Annotated in this window: 14 protein-coding genes; 5 read left to right on the top strand and 9 right to left on the bottom strand. The window is 60.3% G+C overall.

Going from position 1 to position 15,205, the window contains the following annotated elements; translation table 11 throughout:
• Positions 1-229 (top strand): CBS domain-containing protein (locus NUX24_RS10425; protein ID WP_257831361.1); only part of this gene is annotated, 229 nt, incomplete at its 5' end.
• Here NUX24_RS10425 and norR read toward each other — a convergent pair.
• Positions 226-1,740, bottom strand: a complete 1,515-nt coding sequence (norR, locus tag NUX24_RS10420) for a nitric oxide reductase transcriptional regulator NorR (RefSeq protein ID WP_257831360.1) — start codon at positions 1,738-1,740, stop codon at positions 226-228. The two genes, NUX24_RS10425 and norR, sit on opposite strands and share 4 nt — an antisense overlap.
• Before the next feature lie 186 nt (positions 1,741-1,926).
• Here norR and norV point away from each other — a divergent pair, with 186 nt between their 5' ends.
• A complete protein-coding gene (gene norV, locus NUX24_RS10415) occupies positions 1,927-3,369 on the top strand; it encodes an anaerobic nitric oxide reductase flavorubredoxin (RefSeq protein WP_257831357.1) in 1,443 nt (480 codons plus the stop codon).
• Entirely contained in the window at positions 3,366-4,499 is a 1,134-nt protein-coding gene (norW, locus tag NUX24_RS10410) for an NADH:flavorubredoxin reductase NorW (RefSeq protein WP_126329573.1), read from the top strand. The genes norV and norW overlap by 4 nt, the downstream gene beginning before the upstream one ends.
• Before the next feature lie 450 nt (positions 4,500-4,949).
• Here norW and NUX24_RS10405 read toward each other — a convergent pair whose 3' ends face one another.
• From NUX24_RS10405 to NUX24_RS10390, 4 genes are all read right to left on the bottom strand, one after another.
• On the bottom strand, positions 4,950-5,972 hold the full coding sequence (locus tag NUX24_RS10405) for a HoxN/HupN/NixA family nickel/cobalt transporter (protein ID WP_029742064.1): 1,023 nt from the start codon (positions 5,970-5,972) through the stop codon (positions 4,950-4,952).
• Between the two features lies 1 nt (position 5,973).
• Entirely contained in the window at positions 5,974-8,190 is a 2,217-nt protein-coding gene (gene hypF / locus NUX24_RS10400; RefSeq protein ID WP_257831354.1) for a carbamoyltransferase HypF, read from the bottom strand.
• Positions 8,191-8,195: 5 nt separating this feature from the next.
• Complete coding sequence (gene hydN / locus NUX24_RS10395; protein WP_029739520.1) at positions 8,196-8,741, bottom strand: electron transport protein HydN; 546 nt, start codon at positions 8,739-8,741, stop codon at positions 8,196-8,198.
• A 134-nt stretch (positions 8,742-8,875) separates the two neighbouring features.
• Complete coding sequence (locus NUX24_RS10390; protein ID WP_257831351.1) at positions 8,876-9,889, bottom strand: LacI family DNA-binding transcriptional regulator; 1,014 nt, start codon at positions 9,887-9,889, stop codon at positions 8,876-8,878.
• Between the two features lie 214 nt (positions 9,890-10,103).
• On the opposite strand from NUX24_RS10390, the gene ascF reads away from it, so the two are divergent.
• Together ascF and NUX24_RS10380 are read left to right on the top strand one after the other, a co-directional pair.
• Positions 10,104-11,555, top strand: coding sequence for a PTS cellobiose/arbutin/salicin transporter subunit IIBC (ascF, locus tag NUX24_RS10385; protein ID WP_032660344.1), 1,452 nt, complete (start codon positions 10,104-10,106; stop codon positions 11,553-11,555).
• 18 nt (positions 11,556-11,573) lie between these two features.
• Entirely contained in the window at positions 11,574-12,998 is a 1,425-nt protein-coding gene (locus tag NUX24_RS10380) for a 6-phospho-beta-glucosidase (RefSeq protein ID WP_257831349.1), read from the top strand.
• A gap of 40 nt (positions 12,999-13,038) precedes the next feature.
• On the opposite strand, the gene hycI is transcribed toward NUX24_RS10380, so the two are convergent.
• Genes hycI through NUX24_RS10360 form a run of 4 tightly spaced genes read right to left on the bottom strand, consistent with a single transcriptional unit; the run spans position 13,039 to position 15,203 of the window.
• Positions 13,039-13,494, bottom strand: a complete 456-nt coding sequence (gene hycI / locus NUX24_RS10375; protein ID WP_257831347.1) for a hydrogenase maturation peptidase HycI — start codon at positions 13,492-13,494, stop codon at positions 13,039-13,041.
• The gene (locus NUX24_RS10370; protein WP_023294422.1) at positions 13,487-13,897 is read right to left on the bottom strand and encodes a formate hydrogenlyase maturation HycH family protein; all 411 of its coding nucleotides are present in this window, start codon (positions 13,895-13,897) and stop codon (positions 13,487-13,489) included. The genes hycI and NUX24_RS10370 overlap by 8 nt, the downstream gene beginning before the upstream one ends.
• Positions 13,894-14,661 carry an NADH-quinone oxidoreductase subunit B family protein gene (locus NUX24_RS10365; RefSeq protein WP_047650289.1) on the bottom strand — a complete coding sequence of 256 codons (768 nt, stop codon included), beginning with the start codon at positions 14,659-14,661 and terminating at the stop codon, positions 13,894-13,896. The genes NUX24_RS10370 and NUX24_RS10365 overlap by 4 nt, the downstream gene beginning before the upstream one ends.
• The gene (locus NUX24_RS10360) at positions 14,661-15,203 is read right to left on the bottom strand and encodes a formate hydrogenlyase complex iron-sulfur subunit (protein WP_032660330.1); all 543 of its coding nucleotides are present in this window, start codon (positions 15,201-15,203) and stop codon (positions 14,661-14,663) included. Before NUX24_RS10360 ends, NUX24_RS10365 begins: the two co-directional genes overlap by 1 nt.
• Between the last annotated feature and the right edge of the window lie 2 nt (positions 15,204-15,205).

Here is a 15,205-nt window from a genome sequence, read left to right as displayed (position 1 = left end):
CACCGACGGCGACCTGCGCCGCTGGCTGGTGGGCGGCGGCAGGCTGGAAACCAAAGTGTCGGACGCCATGACCAAAGGCGGGCTGACGCTGAACGCCGAGAGCCGCGCCATTGAAGCCAAAGAGGTGCTGATGAAGCGCAAAATCACCGCCGCACCGGTGGTGGATGATTCCGGCAGGCTGTGCGGCGCCATCAACCTGCAGGATTTCTATCAGGCCGGCATTATCTAACCCTTCAGTCCCAGACGCTTCGCCAGCCTGTGCAGGTTGGCGACGTCCATCTCCAGCGCCCGCGCGCACGCCGCCCAGCTGCGGTTATTCTGCTCCAGCGCGCGGGTAATCATCTGACGCTGAAACGCCTCCGTGGCTTCACGCAGATTTTCATTCGCTATCTCGGGTGCCGCCTGGGCGACAGCCGGTGCGGTTTCATCCTGCAGCGCAAAATGCCGCGCGTGGAGCACCACTTCATCACCCGAACGCGTCGCCCGCGCCAGCACCACCGCGCGGTGGATCGCATGCTCCAGCTCGCGCACGTTGCCCGGCCAGCCGTAGCTCAGCAGATGCGACCGTGCCCCCGGGCTCAGCACCACGCGGGAAAGCCCCATCCTGAGACGGCACTGCTCGCAGAAAAAGCCCGCCAGCAGCACCACGTCGTCCCCGCGCTCGCGCAGCGGCGGCACGGTAAGCGGGAACACGCTCAGGCGATGGAACAGGTCGGCGCGGAACTGCCCTGCCAGCACCGCTTCACGCAGGTCGCGGTTGGTGGCCGCCAGTACGCGAACGTCCACTCTGTGGCTGCGGTCATCCCCCACGCGCTGGATGTCGCCGTACTGCAGCACGCGCAGCAGCTTGGCCTGCAGCGACAGGGAGAGCTCGCCGATTTCATCCAGAAACAGCGTGCCGTTATCGGCCATTTCGAACTTGCCGCTGCGGTTGCTGATGGCCCCGGTAAACGCCCCTTTAACGTGACCAAAAAGCTCGCTTTCCGCCACGCTTTCCGGCAGCGCGGCGCAGTTGAGGTACACCAGCGGATTGACCGCGCGCGGCGACGCTTCGTGAATGGACTTCGCCACCAGCTCCTTACCGGTGCCGGTTTCCCCGAAGATCAGCACGTTCAAATCTGAGGCGGCGACAATCTCAATCTCTTTTTTGAGCTGCGCCATGCCCGGAGAGAGGCCGATCATCTCCGTGTGCGTCACCTGCTCAAACGCCGCCGGGCTGCCGGGAAGAATGTTCTGGCTCTCCAGCTGTTCAATCAGCAGGGCATTGTTCAGCGCCCCGGCGGCCAGGGCGGCAATCAGGCGCAGCTCTTCGTCGCTAAAGGTGTCGAACTGGTCCGGTGACAGGCCGTCAAGGGTCAGCGCGCCGATCAGGTTTTGTCCGGCAAATAAAGGCAGGCCGATACAGGCGTGCACCTTCAGGCTCTCCTGTCCGGGAATAAGCCCGTCGTACGGGTCGGGCAAGTCGCTGTCCGCCGGAAAGCGCACCACGTCACCCGCGCGGGCGATGGTTTCCAGACGCGGATGGCCCTCAAGGGTAAAACGCCGCCCGAGCACGTCCTTCGCCAGCCCGTCGATAGCCAGCGGAATAAACTGCCGCCCCTCGTAGCGCAGCAGCGCGGACGCATCGCACTCAAGCACGCGGCGCAGCGTGGAGATCAGCCGCTGAAAGCGGTCCTGATGGCCGATACCGGTCTGCAGCTCAATGGCGATCTTCGCCAGCACGTCTACGGAAAAGCTCATAGTGACCTCGCTGTCATTTTGACAATGCATGTTGTCATATTGACACTGCTTTTGATAGTCATAATGACTACCCACTACGGATCATAAAAGTATTAATTAAGTAAAATCAACAAATTAAAAACTGGCACGCAACTTGATATAGGCAAACCATCTTATTTGAAAATGCTGTATTACGTAGAGGTTGCTATGTCTATTCTGGTTAAAAATAACATTCATTGGGTGGGTCAACGTGACTGGGAAGTGCGCGATTTCCACGGGACGGAATACAAAACGCTGCGCGGCAGCAGCTACAATAGCTATCTCATCCGCGAAGATAAAAACGTGCTGATCGATACCGTCGATCATAAGTTCAGCCGCGAGTTCGTGCAGAACCTGCGTAGCAAAATCGACCTGGACGCCATCGACTACATCATCATCAACCACGCTGAAGAAGATCACGCCGGCGCGCTGACCGAGCTGATGTCCTACATTCCGAACACGCCGATCTACTGCACCACCAACGCCATCGACTCGATCAACGGCCACCACCACCATCCGGAGTGGAATTTCCACACCGTGAAAACCGGCGACGCGCTGGATATCGGCAACGGCAAGCAGCTGATCTTCGTGGAAACCCCGATGCTGCACTGGCCGGACAGCATGATGACCTACATGACCGGCGACGCGGTGCTGTTCAGCAACGACGCCTTCGGCCAGCACTACTGCGACGAACGCCTGTTCAACGACGAAGTGGACCAGACCGAGCTGTTCGAGCAGTGCCAGCGCTACTACGCCAACATCCTGACGCCGTTCAGCCGCCTGGTGACGCCAAAAATCACCGAGATCCTCGGCTTTAACCTGCCGGTGGATATGATTGCCACCTCCCACGGCGTGGTATGGCGTGAAAATCCAACCCAGATTGTGGAGCTCTACCTGAAATGGGCGGCGGACTATCAGGAAGACCGCATCACTATTTTCTACGACACCATGTCCAACAACACCCGCATGATGGCGGACGCCATTGCTCAGGGCATCAACGAAGTGGACCCCAACGTGGCGGTGAAAATCTTCAACGTGGCGCGCAGCGATAAGAACGAGGTATTGACCAACGTCTTCCGTTCTAAGGGCGTGCTGGTGGGCACCTCCACCATGAACAACGTGATGATGCCGAAAATTGCCGGTCTGGTAGAAGAGATGACCGGCCTACGTTTTCGCAACAAGCGCGCCAGCGCCTTTGGCTCCCACGGCTGGAGCGGCGGCGCGGTGGACCGTCTGTCTACGCGTCTGCAGGATGCGGGCTTTGAGATGTCTCTCAGCCTGAAGGCGAAATGGCGTCCGGATATCAACGCCCTGGAGATCTGCCGCCAGCACGGTCGCGACATTGCCCGTCAGTGGGCGCTCGCACCGCTGCCGGAAGCGGCGGCAAAACCAAGCGGAAAGCAGGACGCCTGCCCTGCCGCGGAAGCCGCCGATCCCGGACCGCGCATGCAGTGCAGCGTCTGCCAGTGGATCTACGACCCGGCGCTGGGCGAGCCGCTGCAGGATGTCGCGCCGGGCACGCCGTGGAGTGACGTGCCGGACAATTTCCTCTGCCCGGAATGTTCCCTCGGGAAAGACGTCTTTGACGAACTGGGTACGGAGGCAAAATGAGCAACGGAATCGTCATCATCGGCTCGGGCTTTGCCGCCCGCCAGCTGGTGAAAAACATCCGCAAGCAGGATGCAAGCGTGCCGCTGACGGTGATTGCCGCCGACAGCATGGACGAGTACAACAAGCCTGACTTAAGCCACGTGATTAGTCAGAATCAGCGTGCCGAAGACCTCACCCGCCAGACGGCGGGGGAGTTCGCCGAACAGTTTAACCTGCGTCTGTTTCCCTACACCTGGGTCACCGACATCGACGCAGAGGCTCGCGTGGTAAAAGCTAAAGAGAAAACCTGGCAGTACGACAGGCTGGTGCTGGCCACGGGTGCCTCTGCGTTTGTGCCGCCGGTTGAGGGCCGCGAGCTGACGATCACCCTCAACAGCCAGCAGGAGTATCAGGCCAGCGAAACGGCGCTTCGCGACGCACAGCGCGTGATGATTGTCGGCGGCGGGCTGATAGGCACCGAGCTGGCAATGGATTTCTGCCGGGCGGGTAAATCCGTGACTCTGGTCGACCACGCGGCAAGCATTCTGTCGTCGCTGATGCCCGCAGAAGTAAGCAGTCGCTTACAGCATCGCCTGACCGACATGGGGGTGCATCTACTGTTGAAATCGCAGCTGCAAAGCCTGAGTAAAACCGAAGGCGGCATTCTTGCCACGCTCGATCGCAGCCGCAGCGTTGAAGTGGATGTCGTGGTTGCCGCAACGGGCCTGCGCCCGGAAACCGCGCTGGCGCATCGAGCAGGCGCCGAAATACAGCGTGGCGTGAAGGTAAATAGCTACCTGCAAACCACGCAACCTGATATTTACGCGTTAGGCGACTGCGCTGAAATTAACGGTCAGGCACTGCCCTTTTTACAGCCAATTCAATTAAGCGCGATGTATCTGGCGAAAAACCTGCTCGGCGAAAACGCGCCGCTGAAATTACCCGCCATGCTGATTAAAGTCAAAACGCCGGAATTACCGCTGCATCTTGCCGGTGAAACGCAGCGTCAGGATCTGAACTGGCAAATTACCCTCGAACCGCAGGGAATGGTCGCGCGCGGCGCGGATAACGAGGGTCAGCTTCGCGCTTTTGTGGTTAGTGAAGACCGGATGAAGGAGGCTTTCGCTCTGCTGAAACAGTTACCTGCTTAACCCTCGCTTTGCCGGGCGGCGCTTCGTTTACCCGGCCAACAACAAGTCTACGCAGAGTTAACCTTTGAATTTTATTATTCACCGCCCCGATATTCCGGGGCTTTTTCTTACGCATTCTATTCATCAAATAAATGCAAAGCAGATATATCATCGCCATCAATCCCTTATTTATTATTTTCGTAAATGCTTTACTATGAAACAGCTTAAAAACATCATCCAGTTTTATTATTGGCAGCCAACTCAGTCTGAATAGATATCATCAGCAGGAGGCAAATCATGGCGAATTTTTATAAATAACTCAATTATCTTTATCGCTATTTCACACAAGCGAAGAATGCGGAATATATTTTGTTCCGCAAAAGTCCTATATTTTCAGCATCTTTTTATCGGTATGCCGCTATGCGCCAGCCATCGAGGAAGTCGCGGAGGTTGCGCCGTGCAGGAGCCGGTTCAGGAACGTACCACCAGCGCGTCGTAGCCGCGCCAGCGGTAGTTGACCATGGAGATCAGCCAGCAGGCGACAAACAGCCCAACCACCACAAACCCGGCGTTGCCCAGATTGTCGTTTACCGCGCCAATCAGATCCCACACGCCGCCGCTGAGGGCAAATTTGTCCATCAGCAGACCCAGCGCTTCCAGCCCGCCGATAAACAGCGCCACCACCACGGAGGTGCCGGTGATGGTCATGTTGTAGTAGAGCTTGCGCTGCGGCTTGTTGAACGCCCAGCCGTAGGCACCGACCATCAACAGGTTATCGAGGGTATCCACCAGCGCCATGCCGCTGGCGAAGAGCGCCGGGAAGACCATGATTGACCACACCGACATCCCGCTTGACGCGCTGGCGGCAGAGATCCCCAGCACGCCAATCTCGGTGGCCGTATCAAAGCCGAGGCCAAACAGGAAACCGACCAGGTACATCTGCCAGCTTTTATTCACCAGGCGGAAGGTTTTGCCAAACAGCCAGTTCATGACGCCACCCTGGGCAGGGAGCGTGATGTCGCCCTGCACGGGCCTGCCCTGCTTCAGCGCCTGAAAACTGCGCCAGACGCCGCGCAGGATCACCATGTTCACCAGCGCCATCGCCAGCAGGAAGGTGGCGGACACGGCGGTGCCAATCAGGCTGCCGGTTTCGTGGAACCACTCCATGTTTTTCTGAAACGCCGTCGCGGTCGCGGCGATAGCAATGGAGGCCAGCACCACGATGGTGGAGTGCCCCAGCGAGAACCACGCCCCCACGCCGGACGGACGTTTGCCCTGCTGCATCATCTTACGCGTCACGGTATCAATGGCCGCAATGTGGTCAGCGTCCACCGCGTGACGCAGCCCGTAGCACCACGCCAGCAGGCTGGCGGCCATCAGCGCCGTGCTGCCGCTAAAAGCGTGCCATGCCCATCCCCAGGCCAGCAGGTTTGCCATTACCAGAGCCAGCAGCAGAAGCGCGGCGCGAGGTTCATTGCGTAAGAGTCGTAACATTTTAAGTCCTTTGTGAACATGACCGGGCAGCGGCGATCGCCGCCTGCCCGAAGGAGATCGCTCCGTCACCTGCGGGCAGGCGCGAAGGAAAAAGAAGCGTAAAGTCAGAAAGATAATGACGCAGGCGCGCGCGCAGCAGACGATTGTGCAGCACGCCTCCGCTGAGACAGATTGTCGACAGCGACAGGCGTCGGGCATGGCGCGCGGCGAGTTCCGCCAGCCCTTTTGCCAGCGCGTCGTGAAACGCCCACGCGCGCTCGCAGGGCTCAGCCTGCCAGGCAAGCCACTGCTGCCAGAAATGCGCGAGGTTATCCACGTTCAGCTTCACCGGATGGTCGACACCCGAACACTGCGAAGCCAGCGCTTCCAGCCGGCAGGCCGCTTCACCTTCCCAGGATTGGGTTTCGATGCCCAGCGCGCAGGCGACCGCATCAAACAGGCGACCACAGGACGAGGCCTGCGGCGCGTTGATGCCGCGCCGGATCGCCGTTGCCAGCAGCGGCCAGTTTTCACGCTGAACCGCGCGCGTTTCCGGGTACTGCTGCCAGTCAGGGACAAACGCCAGGCAGTGGGCGAGCAGATTTCGCCACGGCTGCCGCGCCGCCAGATCGCCCCCCGGCAGCGCAACGGCAGGCAGCCCGCCCAGACGCTCGCACGCGAAATAGCTCACCCGCAGGCACTCCCCGCCCCACAGCGCGCCGTTCTCGCCCATGCCGATCCCGTCCAGCGTCAGAGCAATCGCGTCTCCGCCGTCCAGCGACCAGCCGTTCTCCGCCAGGCACGCCGCCGCATGGGCGTGATGGTGCAGTACGGTTTCGACCGGCAGTCCCTGCGCCTGCGCCCACCGTTGTGTGCGATAGCCCGGATGGGCGTCGCACACCACGCGCTTCGGCTGGAAGGCGTAAATTTTCTGCATCAGCGAGAGCGCGCCTCGCCACTGCGCTTCGACGCCCTCGTCACCGAGATCGCCAAAATGCTGGCTCAGCACCGCCTGGCTGCCACGCACCAGGCAGAAGGTGTTTTTCATCTCCGCGCCGGTGCATAGCATGGCGGGGATATTCTCAAAACCCGCAGGCAACGTGACGGCATCGGGCACAAAACCGCGCGCGCGGCGAAGCATCGTGCCGTCGCGATCCATCACCGAATCGTCCATCCGCTGCAGGATATCGCGGTTATGCAGCAGGAAGCCGTCCGCGATGTCGCCGAGCTCATCCAGCGCCTGCTGGTTGGTCATGGCAGGCGGTCTGCCGCTGAGGTTGCCGGAAGTCATCACCAGCGGGCGCTGGAAGTCCATCATCAGCAAATGTTGCAGCGGGTTAGCGGGAAGCATGATGCCAATACAATCGAGCCCCGGAGCAATCCCTTCGGGAAACCCGGGAAGCGAGGCTTTTGGGGTCAGCACAATCGGCGCTGCGGAGGAGCGTAACAGCGTCTGGATCGCCTCCGGCACGCCGTCCGCGTTTGGGATCATCACCGCCAGCGGCTTCGCGGGACGCTGCTTGCGCGCCCGAAGCGTCGCGACCGCCTGCGGATTACGCGCGTCGCAGACGAGATGAAAACCGCCCAGCCCTTTGACCGCGACTATACCGCCGCTTTTCAGCATCGCCACCGCCGAGCTCAGCGCAGCCTCACGGGAAGCGGTGTTGTCGCCCGCACGCCATTCCAGCGCTGGCCCGCAGTCCGCGCAGGCTACGGGCTGGGCGTGAAAGCGGCGGTCAGCAGGGTTACGGTACTCCGCTTCGCACGGCACGCAGAGGGGAAATGCGGCCATTGACGTGGCCGGACGGTCATAGGGCATCGCGCGGATAATGGTAAACCGCGGCCCGCAGTGCGTGCAGTTGATAAACGGATAGCGATAGCGGCGCTCGCCAGGGTCGCGCATTTCAGCCAGGCACGCCGGACAGGTCGCGGCGTCGGGGACAATCTGCGTGTCCATCGTCCCGCCCGCGCTGTGGCGGATGGTAAAGTCCTCCGGCACGTGCGCCCACGTAAACGGCTGCGTTTCAACGTGGTCAATGCGTGCCAGCGGCGGACAGTCCTGATGCAGCCTCGCGGTAAAGGCCCCCCCATTACCCGCGAGGCGCACCAGCACGCCCTCTCCATCATTGCAGACGTCACCGGTCAACTGAAGCGCCTGCGCCAGCTGCCAGACGAAGGGGCGAAACCCTACGCCCTGCACTTTACCGCGCACGCGCAGCTGTACGCCGTTGCTGCACATACGGTTCAGAACAGCAGCGATGACGACGTGTCGAATGCCGCACGACGGCGCTTTTCGGCGCTCATCTGCTCAAGCTTGTCGCGATCCACGCAGACCAGCGCGTGCGTCGGGCAGGCTTCCATGCAGGCCGGACCGGCGTCGCGGTGGTAGCACAGGTCGCATTTGTTGGCTTCGGCTTTGTCCGCGCGCACGCTCAGCCCCATGCCGCTGTTGCGCACCACCGGACGGACAACCACCTCCATCGCGCCGTACGGACAGGCGACCACGCAGGTTTTGCAGCCAATGCAGCGCTCCTGCATCACGTGCACAAAGCCTTTCTCGCGTTTAATCGCCCCGTTCGGGCAGACGTTCGCACACGGTGCGTCTTCGCACTGGCGACAGATGGCGGCGGTGGAAATATTCACGCCTTTGATGACGTGGATACGCGGCAGGAAGGTGTCAGGGGTAAGCGACGCGCAGTCCTGCTCCGCCTGATGGGAAACCACGCACGCCACTTCACAGGTACGGCAACCAATACACTTACTCGCATCGGCCATAATAAAACGGTTCATCTGCTTCTCCAGCATTACAGTTATGCGCGGAGATATTCATAAACCGTGCCAATAATTAACTTATTGATTTCATATGAATTTAAAAAATACGGAGGCGCTGTCATCGTCACTTATGACGATGACAGCTGTCGACATCAGCGGTGCGGGCCGTCAATAACGGAGTCGCGCAGGACAAGCTCGCCGGAGAAGGTTTGCTGATACTTAAACTCACCGCCGTCGAGCATGAAGATCAGGCGGCTGATGGTCTCTTTGATCATCTCCGTTACCGGGATGCGGACGCTGGAAAGCGACGGCACGATGTAAGGCGCGATAGCCACGTCGTCAAAACCGATCACCGACACCGCGTCCGGTGCGGCCACGCCGCTGTCGTGCAGCTGCTTCATGGCGCCGATCGCCATGTCGTCATTACTCGCCACCAGCGCCGTAAACCGTTCACCGCGCGCAAGCAGTTCGGCAACCGCCGCCGCGCCGCTGGCGGGGTTCCACTTCCCGCGCGCCATAAGGCCCTCGCGCAGCGGAATACCGTGCTGCGCCAGCGCGTCCTTGTAGCCGGAGAGACGCTCAACCCCGGTGGGAGAATCCAGCGAGCCGGTGATAAACGCGATCTCCCGGTGCCCTTTCGCAATCAGCTGCGACACCGCCTCCTGGCTGGAGGCTTTATGATCTGACCAGACGCAGTGGCTGCTGTTTTTCCGCAGGCGACGGTTGAGCACCATGATGGGCTGCTCGCACTTCTCGACGATCTCATCCATCTCTTCCACGCTCAGAAAACGCGGATAGATAATCACCGCGTCGCAGCGCATATCGAGCAGGTACTGGATCGCCTCGCGCTCTTCATCCGCGCTGTGCTTGCCGTCCGCGAGGATCAGCTGCCGCCCCTTTTCTTCCGTCATGCGCGCGGCGTGAAACAGCAGTTCGCTAAAGTAGACGCCGTGATAGAGGGTGTTCGTCACCACCAGTCCCAGCGTCTGGGTACGTTTGGTTGCCAGGTTTCGCGCCAGCAAATTCGGGCGATAGCCGCTCTCTTCAATGGCCTGAAACACCCGGTCTTTGGTCTCCTGGCTGACGTAGCCATTTCCCGACAGCACCCGGGACACCGTGGCTTTCGAAACGCCTGCCCGCTTCGCCACTTCAAGCATCGTGGTCATGTTGTTATTCCATCTGAATCTGATGAAGCGCAGTGTACTGCACTGCAAAAAAATTGTCGCAGCGGTGAAATCACGCTTTCGATACCCCATTGAGATCTGCATCACGAAACGAAAAAATGGTCAAAAAGCGATCTTGTTTCATTCATAGAAACTCATGATGATTATGTGGAACCGGTTTCCTACATGTCTCACAACAATAACAGGATCACATCCGATGGCCAAAAACTACGCTGCGCTGGCGAACGACGTTATCAGCGCGCTGGGCGGCAAAGAGAACATCGTCGCCGTCACCCACTGCATGACGCGTCTGCGTTTCGTACTGAAAGACGAAAGCCTGACCGACGCTGCGCGCCTGAAAAGCATCAGCGGCGTGCTCGGCGTGGTGCGCAACGACAACCAGTGCCAGGTGATTATTGGCAACACGGTTTCACAGGCGTACCGCGAAGTGGTGAGCCTGCTGCCCACGGACCTGCAGCCCGCAGTGCCGGAAGGTCCGCAGAAGATGACCTTACGCCGAATTGGCGCCGGGATCCTCGACGCGCTGATCGGCACCATGTCCCCGCTAATCCCGGCGATCATCGGCGGCTCGATGGTCAAGCTGCTGGCAATGATCCTCGAGATGACCGGTGTGCTGCCAAAAGGCGCGCCGACGCTCACTATTCTGACCGTCATCGGCGACGGTGCCTTCTTCTTCCTGCCGCTGATGGTGGCAGCCTCGGCGGCGGTGAAATTCAAAACCAACATGTCGCTGGCCATCGCCATTGCCGGCGTGCTGGTGCACCCGAGCTTTATCGAGCTGATGGCGAAAGCCGCACAGGGCGAGCACGTTGAGTTCGCCTTCATTCCGGTGACGGCGGTGAAGTACACCTACACCGTCATCCCGGCGCTGGTGATGACCTGGTGCCTGTCATACATCGAACGCTGGGTGGATCGCATTACCCCGGCGGTGACGAAAAACTTCCTCAAGCCGATGCTGATCGTGCTGATTGCCGCCCCGCTCGCCATCGTGCTGATTGGCCCGCTGGGGATCTGGATCGGTAGCGCCATCTCCGCGCTGGTCTACACCATTCACGGCTACCTGGGCTGGCTCTCCGTCGCCATCATGGGCGCGCTCTGGCCGCTGCTGGTGATGACCGGGATGCATCGCGTGTTTACGCCAACCATCATTCAGACCATTGCCGAAACGGGCAAGGAAGGGATGGTGATGCCGTCGGAAATCGGCGCCAACCTGTCGCTCGGCGGCTCGTCGCTGGCGGTGGCGTGGAAAACCAAAAACCCGGAGCTGCGCCAGACGGCGCTGGCGGCGGCGGCCTCCGCCATTATGGCGGGGATCTCTGAACCGGCCCTGTATGGCGTGGCGGTGCGTCTGAAACGTCCGCTGATTGCGAGCCTGATCAGCGGCTTTATCTGCGGGGCGGTCGCCGGCATGGCCGGTCTTGCCAGCCACTCGATGGCGGCACCGGGGCTGTTCACCAGCGTGCAGTTCTTCGACCCGGCGAACCCGATGACCATCGTCTGGGTGTTCGGCGTGATGGGACTGGCAGTCGTGCTGTCGTTTGTTCTGACCCTGCTTTTAGGGTTTGAGGATATCCCGGTCGAAGACGAGGCTGAAAAAGCGCGCGCCCTGCAGACCGCACCGGTACAGAACAACGCAGCAAAAGCATAAATTGAAAGCGAGGTAAGAATGTCTGTTTTTCCACAAGGATTTTTATGGGGCGGCGCGCTTGCCGCCAACCAGAGTGAAGGTGCTTACCGTGAAGGCGGCAAAGGACTGACGACGGTCGATATGATCCCCCACGGCGCGAATCGCCTGGCGGTGAAGATCGGTAAGGAAAAGCGTTTCTCGCTGCGTGACGACGAGTTCTACCCGAGCCACGAAGCGATTGATTTTTACCATCGCTATAAAGAAGACATCGCCCTGATGGCGGAGATGGGCTTTACGGTGTTCCGCACCTCAATTGCCTGGAGCCGCCTCTACCCGAACGGCGACGAACCATTGCCGAACAAAGAGGGCATTGCCTTCTATCGCGCGGTGTTCGAGGAGTGCAAAAAGTACAACATCGAGCCGCTGGTAACGCTCTGCCACTTCGACGTGCCGATGCACCTGGTGACGGAATACGGCTCGTGGCGCAACCGCAGGATGGTCGATTTCTTCGCCCGCTACGCCCGCACCTGCTTTGAAGAATTTAACGGGCTGGTGAAATACTGGCTGACCTTCAACGAAATCAACATCATGCTGCACAGCCCGTTCTCCGGCGCGGGGCTGGTGTTTGAGGAAGGTGAAAACGAAGACCAGGTGAAATACCAGGCCGCGCACCACGAGCTGGTGGCAAGCGCGCTGGCGACCAAAATCGCCCACGAGGTGAACCCGGAAAACCTGGTCGGCTGCATGCTGGCGGGCGGAAATTTCTACCCGTACTCCTGCAAGCCGGAAGACGTGTGGATGGCGCTGGAGAAAGACCGCGAGAACCTGTTCTTTATCGACGTGCAGGCGCGCGGCAGCTACCCGGCCTACTCCGCCCGCGTGTTCCGCGAGAAAGGCGTGGTGATTGTGAAAGATCCGGGCGACGACGACCTGTTAAAGAACACCGTCGACTTTGTCTCGTTCAGCTATTACGCCTCGCGCTGCGCGTCGGCGGACATGAACGCGGGCAACACCAGCGCGGCGAACATCGTGAAGTCCCTGCGTAACCCGCATATTCAGGTGAGCAAATGGGGCTGGGGCATCGACCCGCTCGGCCTGCGCATCACCATGAACATGATGTACGACCGCTACCAGAAGCCGCTGTTCCTGGTGGAAAACGGCCTCGGGGCGAAGGACGAGATTGACGTCAACGGCGAGATCAACGATGACTACCGCATCAGCTACCTGCGCGAGCACATCCGCGCGATGGGCGACGCGATCGAGGACGGCGTGCCGCTGATGGGCTACACCACCTGGGGCTGTATCGACCTGGTGTCGGCCTCAACGGGCGAAATGAGCAAGCGCTACGGGTTTGTGTACGTTGACCGCGACGACGCAGGGAACGGCACGCTGGACAGAAAACGCAAGAAATCGTTCTGGTGGTATAAGAAGGTGATTGCGAGTAACGGGGCGGATCTCGAGTAGCCTGTTGCCCTCTCCCACAGGGAGAGGGGTTTGGCGCCGCTCAGAGCTGAGAAAAACCCCCATCCCCAACCCACTCCGCAAGCCGTGAATACACCACGTCCACCGCCTCTTTCACCGGCGGCGTCATCGGGTAATAAAACCCCACGATGTCCGGCTGAATCCCCAAAAACAGCACCTCGCCCACGTCGTCTTTAATCTGATCGACCAGGTAGTTCAGCGGCATATTGTGGGTGGTCATCATAAACATCTCGGCGATGTCGTCCGGGTCAATCAGGCGGATCTCACCGGGGTTGAGCCCCATATCGGTGGCATCGACGATTAACAGCCTCTCCGGACGCAGCTCGCGGATGGCGACCACGTCGTTTTCCGGCGCGCTGCCACCGTCAATCACCACCCAATTACCCTGCGGATTCGCGGAGCACATCTCTGCCAGCAGCGGGCCCGCGCCGTCGTCGCCCATCATGCTGTTGCCGACACACAGTAAAACGTCAGTCACGTAATCTCCTCACCATCAGGTAGATGGCGCTCTCCTGATGAATATCGTGCAGCATGCCGAGCAGCGTTTTGCTCCACGCCTGCTGCTCGGGGGTTTGCCTGCCGAGCGCCGCGTCAAAGGCGTTGGCGAGCATCGCAATGTGGTTGGCGTCGATGACGATCTCGCCGTACTTCGGCACGCCCTCCATTTTGCGCCGCGCCGTGCTGCCCTCCTCCAGCGTGGCGATCCACGCCAGGTATTCCGGCCACGGGCAGCTCAGCGCGGCCTCCAGGCAGTCAATCACCCCGAGATGGTGCCCAATCGCCAGGCTGTAATAGACCACCTGCTGCGCCGCATCCGGCGTGGCATCGTTCTCATCAATAAACTTACGGCTCAGTTGGCTGAACACCACCGTTTCACTCATCGGATACGCGCCTCATCCACGATGCTGTTCAGGTTCGCCACGATCTCACTGAGACGGGGATCGTTCTCGGCCTCCAGCCAGCGCGCCACCTGATGGTCGCCCTGACTCAGCAGGCGCAGATAATCATCGGCAATCTGACGCCCGTAACGATAGCCCGCCAGCCTGCGCGCCGTGCGGTCAATCTTCACCCGCAGCGGCTGGACCATGTCCGGGTGCAGAATGGCCGCCGGCCGGTTGTCCAGCTCGCCCGGCTCGCGCGCGTGGATTTTCTGCTCCAGCAGGCCAAGCGCCATCGCGAAGCCGTACAGCGTCGCGGCAGGCGTCGGCGGACAGCCCGGAATGTAGACGTCCACCGGCACGATTTTGTCGGTGCCGCCCCAGACGCAGTAGAGGTCGTGGAAAATGCCGCCGCTATTGCCGCAGGCGCCGTAGGAGATGCAGATTTTCGGGTCCGGCGCGGATTGCCAGGCGCGCAGCGCGGGGGATCGCATGGCGCGGGTGACGGCCCCGGTAAACAGCAGAATGTCCGCATGACGCGGGGACGGCACCACTTTGATGCCGAAGCGCTCGGCGTCAAATAGCGGCGACAGCGTAGCGAAGATCTCAATCTCGCAGCCGTTGCAGCCGCCGCAGTCCACGCGGTAGACGTAGGCCGAGCGTTTGATTTTTTTCAGCAGCGATGCCTTCATGCTGGCGATGGACTCCTCCACCGTCATCGGCACCGGAATGCCGTTAGCGTCGCGCGGGCCGAGTAAGTTTTCCATCAGCTGGCCTCTCTCATATGGCGGGTGATATCAATACGGTCGGACGGCAGCAGGCACTTCTGACGCTTGCACTCCGGGCAGGTTTCAAAGCTTTCGCGGTGGTGCTCCGCGCGAGCGTCGCCGTTGTGCTGCAGCAGCGCGATGGCGTAGTCGATCTCTTTTTGCACGGCGAACGGGCGCCTGCAGACGCGGCAGCTGCAAAGGTCAAAGCGCGACTGCTGCAGAAAATCCTCTTTCTTCCACACCGCCAGCTCGTACTCCTGCGACAGGCGAATGGCGACAGTCGGGCAGACCTCCTCGCAGCGGCCGCAGAAGATGCAGCGCCCGAGGTTAAACTGCCAGGCCAGCTCGCCGGTTTTGAGATCCGTTTCCACCGTTAAGGCGTTCGACGGACAGGCATTCACGCAGGCCGCGCAGCCGATGCACTGCTGCGGGTTGTGCTCCGGCTTGCCGCGAAAGTTTTTATCCACCGGCATCGGCTCCAGCGGATAGCTGCTGGTCTGCGTGCCGGTTTTGATCGCTTTTTTGATAAAGGTAAACATGG

Origin of the sequence: Enterobacter sp. HG048, from assembly GCF_024702055.1 — a bacterium.
GTDB classification, from domain to species: domain Bacteria; phylum Pseudomonadota; class Gammaproteobacteria; order Enterobacterales; family Enterobacteriaceae; genus Enterobacter; species Enterobacter dykesii.
This window is presented reverse-complemented; position numbering and strand designations above follow the sequence as displayed.